This is a genomic window from Acinetobacter sp. YH12116 (assembly GCF_013418895.1).
GTDB classification, from domain to species: Bacteria; Pseudomonadota; Gammaproteobacteria; order Pseudomonadales; family Moraxellaceae; genus Acinetobacter; species Acinetobacter indicus.
Map to the genome: position 1 here is coordinate 47,379 of NZ_VPBE01000018.1, position 10,974 is coordinate 58,352.

At 45.7% G+C, this 10,974-nt stretch carries 12 protein-coding genes; 7 read left to right on the forward strand and 5 right to left on the reverse strand.

What is annotated here, in order from left to right; all coding sequences use genetic code 11:
* The first annotated feature begins 15 nt into the window (after window positions 1-15).
* From FTU54_RS11100 to trpB, 3 genes are read left to right on the forward strand one after another with little or no spacing between them, the layout of a single operon-like run.
* Entirely contained in the window at window positions 16-867 is an 852-nt protein-coding gene (locus tag FTU54_RS11100) for a MoxR family ATPase (protein WP_045795395.1), read from the forward strand.
* A gap of 15 nt (window positions 868-882) precedes the next feature.
* Complete coding sequence (locus FTU54_RS11105) at window positions 883-2,070, forward strand: VWA domain-containing protein (protein WP_005178414.1); 1,188 nt, start codon at window positions 883-885, stop codon at window positions 2,068-2,070.
* A gap of 26 nt (window positions 2,071-2,096) precedes the next feature.
* Entirely contained in the window at window positions 2,097-3,305 is a 1,209-nt protein-coding gene (gene trpB / locus FTU54_RS11110) for a tryptophan synthase subunit beta (protein ID WP_005178412.1), read from the forward strand.
* 102 nt (window positions 3,306-3,407) lie between these two features.
* Here trpB and FTU54_RS11115 read toward each other — a convergent pair whose 3' ends face one another.
* The 3 genes from FTU54_RS11115 to FTU54_RS11125 all read right to left on the reverse strand — a co-directional run bounded on the left by FTU54_RS11115 (window position 3,408) and on the right by FTU54_RS11125 (window position 4,729).
* A complete protein-coding gene (locus FTU54_RS11115; protein ID WP_005178410.1) occupies window positions 3,408-3,839 on the reverse strand; it encodes a CBS domain-containing protein in 432 nt (143 codons plus the stop codon).
* A gap of 145 nt (window positions 3,840-3,984) precedes the next feature.
* The gene (locus tag FTU54_RS11120) at window positions 3,985-4,359 is read right to left on the reverse strand and encodes a DUF2750 domain-containing protein (protein ID WP_005178408.1); all 375 of its coding nucleotides are present in this window, start codon (window positions 4,357-4,359) and stop codon (window positions 3,985-3,987) included.
* Between the two features lie 136 nt (window positions 4,360-4,495).
* Window positions 4,496-4,729 carry a hypothetical protein gene (locus FTU54_RS11125; protein ID WP_005178404.1) on the reverse strand — a complete coding sequence of 78 codons (234 nt, stop codon included), beginning with the start codon at window positions 4,727-4,729 and terminating at the stop codon, window positions 4,496-4,498.
* 224 nt (window positions 4,730-4,953) lie between these two features.
* Between FTU54_RS11125 and FTU54_RS11130 the strand changes: the two genes are divergently transcribed.
* A complete protein-coding gene (locus tag FTU54_RS11130; RefSeq protein ID WP_005178401.1) occupies window positions 4,954-5,313 on the forward strand; it encodes a hypothetical protein in 360 nt (119 codons plus the stop codon).
* A 102-nt stretch (window positions 5,314-5,415) separates the two neighbouring features.
* The gene (locus FTU54_RS11135) at window positions 5,416-5,751 is read left to right on the forward strand and encodes a hypothetical protein (protein WP_005178398.1); all 336 of its coding nucleotides are present in this window, start codon (window positions 5,416-5,418) and stop codon (window positions 5,749-5,751) included.
* On the opposite strand, the gene FTU54_RS11140 is transcribed toward FTU54_RS11135, so the two are convergent.
* A complete protein-coding gene (locus FTU54_RS11140; protein ID WP_180074757.1) occupies window positions 5,675-7,258 on the reverse strand; it encodes a pitrilysin family protein in 1,584 nt (527 codons plus the stop codon). The two genes, FTU54_RS11135 and FTU54_RS11140, sit on opposite strands and share 77 nt — an antisense overlap.
* 11 nt (window positions 7,259-7,269) lie before the next feature.
* Window positions 7,270-8,589 carry a M16 family metallopeptidase gene (locus FTU54_RS11145; protein WP_373685796.1) on the reverse strand — a complete coding sequence of 440 codons (1,320 nt, stop codon included), beginning with the start codon at window positions 8,587-8,589 and terminating at the stop codon, window positions 7,270-7,272.
* 251 nt (window positions 8,590-8,840) lie between these two features.
* Between FTU54_RS11145 and ftsY the strand changes: the two genes are divergently transcribed.
* Complete coding sequence (gene ftsY / locus FTU54_RS11150) at window positions 8,841-9,941, forward strand: signal recognition particle-docking protein FtsY (protein WP_180074759.1); 1,101 nt, start codon at window positions 8,841-8,843, stop codon at window positions 9,939-9,941.
* Window positions 9,942-10,216: 275 nt separating this feature from the next.
* Window positions 10,217-10,810, forward strand: a complete 594-nt coding sequence (locus FTU54_RS11155; RefSeq protein ID WP_016658994.1) for a nitroreductase family protein — start codon at window positions 10,217-10,219, stop codon at window positions 10,808-10,810.
* The last annotated feature ends 164 nt before the right edge of the window (window positions 10,811-10,974 follow it).

Here is a 10,974-nt window from a genome sequence, read left to right on the forward strand (position 1 = left end):
AAATAAGGTTATCTCATGTCTGTAGATACACAACACTTCACTGGTACTGATCAATACATCGCCACTGACAGCTTAAAGCTGGCGGTGCAGGCGGCACGTCGTTTACAGAAACCGCTGTTAATTAAAGGTGAACCGGGTACCGGTAAAACCTTACTGGCCGAGCAGGTCGCGCAAAGCCTGGGACTGAAACTGATTACCTGGCATATCAAATCGACCACCAAAGCCCAGCAAGGTCTGTATGAATATGATGCCGTGTCGCGTTTACGTGATAGCCAGCTGGGGGATGACCGGGTTTATGATATTAAAAACTATATTAAGCCGGGCAAACTGTGGGAAGCGTTTAGCAGTGAAGAGCGCTGTGTACTGCTGATTGACGAGATTGACAAGGCCGATATCGAGTTTCCAAACGACTTGCTGCATGAGCTGGATAAAATGTCCTTTTTCGTGTATGAAACTGGCGAAACCATTAGCGCAACGCAGCGTCCGATTGTGATCATCACTTCCAATAATGAAAAAGAACTGCCCGATGCCTTCTTGCGTCGCTGTTTCTTCCATTATATTGATTTCCCTGATGAAGCCACCATGCGCGACATCATCAATGTGCATTTCCCGAATATCTCCACGACTTTGGTGTCAGAAGCCTTACAGGTATTCTTTAAACTACGCCAGATTCCGGGCCTGAAAAAACCACCTTCAACCTCTGAATTGATTGACTGGCTGAGCCTGTTAATGGCGGATGACATGCCGGACGATATTCTGCGTAATGCTGACAAAACCAAAGCCATTCCACCATTGTATGGCGCGCTGATTAAAAACGAGCAGGATGTTCAGTTACTGGAACGCTTAGCCTTTATGGCCCGTCGTTAAGGGAGTAATCGCCACATGTTTGTGCGATTGTTTTATACCTTAAGAAAATACGGCGTCCCGGTCACTACCCGCGAACTGATTGACCTGAACCGTGCAGTGGCAGAAGGTCTGGTCTTTGCCAATCAGGATGAGTTTTATCATCTGGCCAAAACCATTATGGTCAAGGATGAACGCTTTTTTGACAAGTTTGACCGGGCCATGAAAGATTACTTTGATGGTATCTCTACCTTTGATCTGGATGAATTGCTCAATCAAGTCCATAAATTACCCAAAGACTGGTTCGATCTGGAGCTACTGGAAAAGCATTTAACCCCAGAGCAGCGCGAAGAACTGAAAAAAGCCGGTTCATTGGAAGAGCTGATGAAAATGCTGGAAGAGCGTTTACGCGAACAGCATAAAAAGCATCAGGGCGGTAACCGCATGATTGGGACCGGTGGAACCTCGCCGTTTGGTGCATATGGTGATCATCCTGAAGGGGTGCGTATAGGCGGGCCGGGCCGTAAACGTTCAGCGGTTAAAGTCTGGGAACAGCGTCAATACCGTAATCTGGATGATGACCAGCTGCTCGGTTCACGGCAAATGCAAATGGCGCTGCGCCGTCTGCGCAAGTTTGCCCGTCAGGGCGCGGCTGAAGAGTTAGATGTCGATGGCACCATTCGTGAAACCGCCAAACAGGGTATTCTGGATGTGCAACTGGTACCCGAACGGCGTAACCGGGTTAAAGTGTTAATGCTGTTTGATGTCGGCGGCTCCATGGATGCGCACATCGCCCAGTGTGAAAAGCTGTTTAGTGCGGCCAAAACCGAATTTAAAACGTTGGAATATTTTTATTTTCATAACTGCCTGTACGATTATGTCTGGAAAGACAATGTACGCCGTTCACACACCCGTATGAATACCTGGGATTTATTCAACACCTACGGACGCGACTATCGTGTGATTGTGGTCGGGGATGCCAGTATGGCACCTTATGAGCTGAATGCCGTTGGGGGTTCAGTGGAATATATGAATGATGAGGCCGGGCAGGTGTGGTTGCGCCGTTTACGCCAGCATTTTGATAAAACCGCCTGGCTGAACCCGGAACAAGAGCAATATTGGCACTACACCCAGACCATCGGTTTAATTCAGCAAATTTTTGAAAATCATATGTATCCCATGACGTTAAAGGGGATTGAAGATTTAACCCGTTATTTGGCGCGTTAAGCTTCATAAAATAGAAGGAATACTGCATGAACTCTCAGATGAATGGCGTTGCCTTACCCAATGAAGATGGCTTTTTTGGTGAATATGGCGGGCAGTTTATTCCACCGCATCTGAAAGCGGCGATGGATGATATTAAAGTGGCCTACGAAGAAATTCGTCAGACTCCGGAATTTCAGCAGGAACTGGCTGAGCTATTCGCACATTATGTAGGTCGTCCAAGTCCGCTATTTCATGCCAAGCGTTTATCTGAGCAGTTGGGCGGGGCACAAATCTATTTAAAACGTGAAGATTTAAACCACACTGGTGCACATAAAATTAACCATTGTTTAGGTGAAGCCTTGCTGGCCAAATATATGGGCAAAACCAAAGTCATTGCCGAAACTGGCGCTGGTCAGCATGGCGTGGCATTGGCAACCGCCTGTGCTCTGGTGGGTATTCCATGCGAAATTCACATGGGTCAGGTCGATATTGAGAAAGAACATCCCAATGTCGTAAAAATGAAAATTCTGGGCGCCAAGCTGATTTCCGTGACCCGCGGCACTGCAACCTTAAAAGATGCGGTAGACAGCGCCTTCGAAGAATACTTAAAAGATCCGAAAAACTATATTTATGCGATTGGTTCGGTGGTGGGACCGCATCCATTCCCGATGATGGTACGTGATTTCCAGGCCATTATTGGTGATGAAATTAAAGTTCAGGCGCAGGAACGTTTTGGTGCACAGCCGGATTATATTGTGGCTTGTGTCGGTGGTGGTTCTAATGCTGTGGGCGCTTTTACCGCGTTTCTGAATGATCCGGAAGTAAAACTGGTTGGTGTTGAGCCAGCCGGTCATGGCCTGAATACCGATATGCACTCTGCAACCCTCACCTTAGGTAAACCGGGTCAGTTACACGGTATGGCCTGTTATGTGCTAGAAGATGAGCAGGGTGAGCCACTCCCGGTACACTCGATTGCATCTGGGCTGGATTATCCGGGTGTAGGACCACAGCACAGCTTCCTGAAAGATGCTGGTCGTGTCGAATATACCACTGCTACTGATCAGGAATGTCTGGACGCCTTTATTCAGCTGTCTCGGGTTGAAGGGATTGTGCCGGCACTGGAAAGCTCGCATGCGGTCGCATGGGCGATACGTGAAGCACCAAAAATGTCTAAAGATACCAATATTGTGGTAAACCTGTCCGGTCGCGGCGACAAAGATGCGGACTATGTGGCACAAAAGCTAGGGCTGAATTAATCCTGTTTAGTCTCTTTTAAACGAGCAGTTTTAAAAAAGATCGTTTTTTAAAAGACTAGCCATAAAAAACTCTCCTGAAGGAGAGTTTTTTATATTGTCTGTTTAGCTGGCAATATATTGTTGTAGCTGGTCGATCAGTTTACGTTGATCATCCATTACTGCTTTTACCAAGTCGCCAATCGATACTAGTCCAACCAGTTTGCCATCTTCTACTACCGGTAAATGACGTAAATGACGATCGGTCATCAGGCTCAAACAGTCTTCTACACTGGTGCTTTGGGTCACGGTCAGTACCTTTGCGGTCATAATCTCATTGACGGTGGTGTCATAAGAAGAGCGTTCCATCAACGCAATTTTACGGGTGTAGTCACGCTCGGATAAAATCCCGACCACTTGGCCTTCATGGGTCACTACAAGCGCCCCGATGCCTTTATCGGCCATAATTGAAATTGCTTCGAGTACAGTTGCTTCTGGACTAACGGTGTATATTTCCTGGCTATGCTTATCTTTTAATACGTGTGTTACATTGGTCATTCTGTCTGGTCCTTGCCATTTTTGTTCTTGGTATGGGTTCTAACTTAACCTCAATTTTGAAAAATGCCAATAGTTTTATCATTAGAGGCCATAATCAGCAGTCATATTGTTTTCATTGAGGTTTAATGGTGCATGAATCTCTACGTTAAGCGGTCTTTAACTGGGCGTCATTAAAGAAAAAGTGTTTCATTTGCTGTGTGGTCAGCTTGAATTGCTGGCTGGAACAATGACACAGCGCCGGTGTAACTTTTAAACGGGTTAAGGTCGGTAGCAGGGAATTCTGAAAATCCTGCGGGCTAATCTGGCGCGGAGTGTAGTTTGGCCAGTGTTTCTTGGCATATTTATAGGCTTGGACACCGTTTAACCAAAAGGGAAAAATAAAATCATCCTGATCGGAGGTCATGGCCCAACCCTGATGATATAGCCCCCAAAGTACCCCGCAATACATCATTGATTTTAGAATACTGATTTTCATGTGAATATCTTGGGCAGCGGGTTTTAAAGACTTAATCTGGTTCATGTCATATAAACACTAATGTGGTGCCTGTATTGTAGGAAATTCAGATGAATAAAGCGTTTAAGCTTTGCGTTAAATCGTAAACAAATATAAAAAACAAATTTCAGGCATTAAAAAACGCCACCTAGGTGACGTCTGTTTATGCTTGCATGGTGGCCATATTCTGCCAATACTGTGCTTTGAGTGAATCGCGTTCTACGCGGAAGCCTTGATAGTACAGTTCAGCTAAGAACATAGCGGCTTTGCCATGACCCGCGCGGGCAACCTGTTCAAGTTCAGCCACAGCATCTTGGAAGTTCATCTGTGATTGAATGGTGTTAACCGCATTTGCATATGCAATTTCAAGATCATGGTGAGAGATACTCTGAATCATATAAAACTCCTTTATTTTAATTATGATTGCAATAAAGACTGTATAGCCAGTCTAAATAATAGTTTATCGAGGTTGTGTTAAACTAATATTACACATTCGTGGAAATGTCAACTAAGAGATGGGGCAGATCCGTGATATTTCAAGTTTACATGATTAAACATTGAACACTCTATAATTTTATTATGATATGCATATAAGAAAGGTAACATAAAAAGGAGAGCCACATGACAAATACAATAGACGGTTTTAACTTTGATCTGCCTTTACGTGCGGAGCAGATTATCGAGCTGGCCCATCATCACCGTAAAAAACTCGATGAGGCGGTGTTCCATCAGGAAATTCATTTAGGTGAGTATTGTCTGGCGCAGCGTAAACGTGTGCATGACTTTACCAGTACACTCGATCCACAGCAGCGTGAAGAATTCTACCGTATTTATAATGGTGAGCTAATCAGCATTGCCGATGATGATGAACTGCATCCGGCTGATGCCGAAAAAGGGGTCAGTATCTTTGCCATCTTCATTGTGCTGGCCATTGTCGCGGGTATTATCCTGTATACCGTATTCCGCGCGCTGATGACTTAAGCAGCAGTGGCTCAATTTTACTCGCCAGTTCGGGTAAAATTGGGTCATCTATCTTGTGCAAATACCGCTAGCATCCTACACTACGGCTATTCGAGGTAGGCTATGCATGACGCAATACAAAAAATTTCTCAATTATTCATTCAATTAAAATCACGACTCACGTTAGAGCAAATTTATAATGGGGTAGTGGTCAGCATTATTGTCATTATTCTCCTGTTATCTTCCATTGCACTTTATCGCCCGGTCGGGTCCGTACAATTTCAGAATATTGAGTATCTGTCACAGCAGTCGATGTATCCTGAAACTCAGGAGATGGCTGTGCGCTTAATGCAGCAGCCACAGGTGCGTTATGGGCAATATCTTAAATTGATGCAGGCCCATCAGATGGAACTGGGTCAGGCAAAACAACTTCCTCCCCTGGATGTGGAGGCGTATTAATCGCCGGAATATCTCCAACCTGAGGAAGCGATTGACCGCCAGTGGTCTGTAAATTGTACTGCAACAGTTGTTCTAAAGCCGCCTTATCTAAACTTTCACTCACTACAATCACGGTCAGATGTTCCGGATGCAGATGCCGGCGTACCGCAGCTTGCACATCTTCGGCGCTAATTTTGCTGAGCTGTGCTGAATATTCACTCAAGCTCTGTGCCGATTGTCCATAAAATCCCAAACTGCCGAGCTGGGCATTAATACTGGCATTGCTGCTGTAATGGTTGGGATAGGCTCTTAACAAGCCGTTTTTGGTTTCTTCCAGCTGTTTCGGATCAATCGGTTCACGGACAAAATCGACCAGTGCCTTATGCGCGACACGAATACTGTCCATTAGCTGATCTTGCCGGGTTGAGTAGCTGATGCGAAATACACCCGGTGCCTGACTAAAGCTCATGCTGCTAGATGCGCCATAGGTATAGCCACGTTTTACCCGCAGTTCTTTCATCAAAACAGAATGAAAACCACTACCGCCGAGCATACGATTGGCCACTTCTAGAGCCAGCCGGTCTGGATCATGACGTGTGGTGCCAATATGACCGAGCACAATATGCGCCTGACTGGACTGATAGGGCATGTGTACAATCTGAAAGCCATTTGCTGTGATGGGTGTGGGGAGTGGTGCAGCCGCCTGACCTTGCGCTAAGTTGCCGGCAATGCGTTCTGCCAGATTTAAAGCTGCTTTGGCCTGCATTTTCCCGGTAATAGCAATATTCATATTCTGCGCCACCAGAAACTGCTCACGGAACTGTTGCAGATGTTTGGGCTGAATCCGCTGAATACTGCCATTGGTGCCGTTAATTGGCTGGGCATAAGGATGTTGCCCATATAAGCTGCGATACAGCTGAATCTCCATCATCCGGCTGGGATTTTCTTTCAGCTGTTTTTGCCCCAGCTGGTTATTGCTGACCACCATGCCAATACTCTGTTTTTCAAAGGTGGCATGTTTGAGCAGTTCCATCATCATGGCTAAAGCCGGTTCCAGTTTTTCCGGGTCAGACAGCACCCGTAATTTGACAATAAACATATCCCGATAGGCTCGCGCGCTAAACTGCGCGCCGACCTGTTCAAACACGGCAGCCACTTGTTGTGCATTATATTTGGGCGTGCCTTCATCTAAGAGCTGGGCGGCCATATTGGCCACGCCGTATAAGCCGCTTTCAATTTCCCGATCACGCGCGGCACCGGCATTAAAGGTCAGCTGTATATCCAGAATTGGCAAGTCCTGTGTTTCCACAAACAGGGTTCTGACCTGATAACGGTTGTTCAGGTCATGCACATAAGGCGCGCGATAATCCAATTTCTGCTGATTAATATTTCTGAGACTTTGCAGCAGCGGCAGAGATTGTAAGGTATTTGGATTTTCATCCACTTCGGTGGTGGTATTGACATTGGCCTGCGCAGAACTGATCGCAAATAAGCTGGCCACCAGAACGCAGGAACGGAAATAGGGCATGTCGGTATCCTTTAGGGTGACTTGCTGTGTGGACGCAAATATAAGGTGGTCAAATTGTCACGCACAAAATAGACATTGGCGACGCGTTGAATGTCTTGCGGGCGTACGGTTTCAAAATGCTGGGGCAGCTCATCCATCAGGCGATAACTCAATCCATTCACCTCCAGATTACCCATCATCTTGGCCTGTCCCGCTAGATCATCCTGACTATAAAGCAAATTCGACACAAACTTGGCTGTCACGCGTTTTACTTCCGGTTCATGCACCAGCTCGGTTTTCAGGCGTTCAATTTCAGCCTGAATCGCCTGTTCGGCTTGGGCCAGATCCACGCCATCCACCGGTAAAGCTGAAATGGTAAACAGGCTGTCGCCACGATTATACGGATCATAGCTGACGCTTAAGGCACTTAAGAGTTTTTGCTCGCGAATCAGACGCTGTTGCAGGCGCGAAGAAATACCGCTGTCTAATAAATGCTGAATGATGGTCAGTGCATAGGCATCTTGCGGATTGGTCGCAGTCGTTAGTGAACGGACATTCCAGGCCATATACAAATTCGGCACCTGAACCGGAAAATTCAGTTCCATGTGCCGATAGCCCAGACGTTCAAATTCGCGGACATCATTGCGGGCCGGCAGGCTGCGCGCTGGAATATCGGCAAAGTATTTTTGCGCCTGCAGCAAGGCCGCTTCAGCATTAACATCGCCGACAATAATTAAAATGGCATTATTCGGGCTATACCACTGCTTGTACCACTGACGTAAATCCTCCAGCTGGATATTTTGCAGATCTTTCATATGCCCAATAATTGGCTGGCGATAATGACTGGTCGGGTAGGCAATCCATTTAAACCGTTCAAAAGCCAAAGCGCGTGGATTGTCATCGGTACGCTGGCGCCGTTCTTCCATCACCACTTTGATTTCGGTGGCAAAATCCTGCTGGCGCAGCAATAAATTACGCATCCGGTCGGCTTCAAGCTCCAGCGCCATCGGAAAATAGGTTTTTGGATACAGCTGATAATAATTGGTGTAATTGGTAAAGGTCGAGGCATTGACCCGGCCGCCGTAAATCCGGCTGAGTCGGGTAAACTCATCATTCGGCACTTTATGTGTGCCTTTGAACATCATGTGTTCCAGTGCATGGGAAATGCCGAGTAGATTTCCCGACTCATCACTGCTACCAACTTTGTACCAGATTTGAGTCATCACCATCGGCGAACGATGATCTTCACGAATAATGACTTTTAAACCGTTTTTTAACGTGGTTTCAACGGTACTGCGTGCCAGCTCGCTTTGGGTACTGGCCGCCAAAGCGCTCGATGAGAAACCGATCAGAAGTAGGGTAAGGGCGAAACGTTGTTGTTTTAAATGATGAACCACAGCAGGCAAAATTTTATTGTTCAGTATCACAAAGATGATCCGCAATGCATCTGTATTTGCTTTCATTCTTCAGAAACGGGGCAGTGAAAGCAAGGGAATCCTGTAACTTTTTGCAGCCTGCGACACATGATTGGCAATGACAAGTCAAAGCGGGCAGTTTATGTTAGAATCCAACTTTTTAACGCACTGCTTTTCAAGGATTCGGCATGCAACAGCAATCTAATGGGCAAAATAAATTTTTGATTGATGCTGATATCGGGGATGACGATGTCACTTTACCAAGTTTACCTGCGGTAAATGTACCTATCGTTGAAACACCTAAAGTAGAACAAGCACCTGTTTCTGCGCCTGTAGCCACAGAAGCAGCTGAAGAGAAATCAAAAGGCGGTTTCTTTAGCCGTATGAAAGAAGGGTTAACCAAAACCCGTAAAAACTTTGCCGATGGGATGGTCAACATCTTAATTGGTGGCAAAGAAATTGATGATGAACTTTTAGAAGAAGTTGAAGAGCAATTGCTGGTGGCCGATATTGGTGTTGATGCCACCAAAACCATTATTGCCAACCTGACTGAACGTACTGCGCGTGGTGATCTGATTTATTCACACTCGTTGTATAAAGCCTTGCAGGAAGAGCTGGTGGCTTTACTGGCGCCGCGTGTTAAACCGTTACATATTGATTCGAATAAAAATCCATATGTCATTCTGGTGGTGGGCGTGAATGGCGTGGGTAAAACCACCACCATTGGTAAGCTGGCCAAACGTTTACAAGGTGAAGGCAAGAAAGTCATGCTGGCCGCTGGTGATACCTTCCGTGCCGCAGCGACTGAACAGTTACAAATCTGGGGCGAGCGTAATGATGTTGCTGTGGTCGCACAAGGTCATGGTGCAGACAGTGCTTCGGTTATTTTTGATGCCTTTGAAAGTGCGCGTGCCAAAGGTATGGATGTCTTGATTGCCGATACTGCAGGGCGTTTGCATAACAAAGGTCATTTGATGCAGGAACTGACCAAAGTTAAACGCGTGATGCAAAAAATTGATGCCACTGCACCGCATGAAGTGATGCTGGTGGTAGATGCCGGTACCGGTCAGAATGCGATTAACCAGGTTGAAATGTTTGATGAAGCGGTCGGCTTGACCGGTCTAACTATTACCAAACTGGATGGTACCGCCAAAGGTGGTGTGCTGTTTAATATTGCCAGCCGTACCCATGTGCCTATCCGCTTTATTGGGGTGGGTGAAAAAATTGATGACCTGCGTCCATTTTCAGCCAAGCCCTTTGTGGCAGCGCTGTTTGAAACAGACAAATAAGCAGCTCAAAAACTCCGCGATTTGCGGAGTTTTTTTATATATCCTTTAAACTGGAAGAAAACCTAATAATTGATCTAAACCTAGAGCAGGAATGATGCTCCATCCGCTTTGACGTGCTTTAAAATTTAACTTGTTTTCATAAAATCTACGATAAGCGCGGTTATTGTTCCATAAATGCAACACATTGTTATAAAACTGGGGCTATTTTCCAGCCCAGGCAGCCGTTAAGATAAATCCATCTGTTATAAACACAAGACCATACCAAGGAAAAAGATATGTCATTTAAAGATCATTTACTTAAACGCCGTACCATTTACTCAATTGGTAAAAATGTGGCGCTAGACGAAGCGAAAATTGAAGAAATTATTAAAGAAGCCGTTCGTTTAAGCCCATCTTCGTTTAACTCGCAAACTTCACGTGTGGTGATTCTGTTTGGTGAGTCACATGCCAAATTCTGGGAAATTGTACGTGAAACCTTGCGTAAAATGGTGCCGGCTGAAAACTTTGCATCAACTGACAGCAAAATCAGCAGCTTTGCCGCAGGTTTTGGTACTGCGTTATTCTATGAAGACCAAGATGTCGTGAAAGCACTGCAAGAACAATTTGCACTATATGCAGATAACTTCCCGGTATGGTCAGAGCATTCAACAGGGATTGCCCAGTTTGCAACCTGGATTGCGCTGGCAGAAAACAACATTGGTGCATCGCTACAGCATTACAACCCGATTATTGATGAAGAAGTTGCGGCGACCTTTGATGTACCAGCCAACTGGAAATTAAGAGCGCAACTGGTGTTCGGTTCAATTGAAGCACCAGCGGGTGATAAAGAGTTTATGAATGATGCAGATCGTTTTAAAACTTTTCACTAAGTTGCATAGCTAAACCAAAGAAAGGGCGCATTCAGCGCATTGCTGTCCCACAATTTTTCACAAGAGGAAGCTCATTTGAGCTTCCTCTTGTTTTATGGGTATTTTATCGGGTGAAAATAAAGCTTTTAAAGTTCTTCTTTCAAACAAATTCACTTGAATTATTC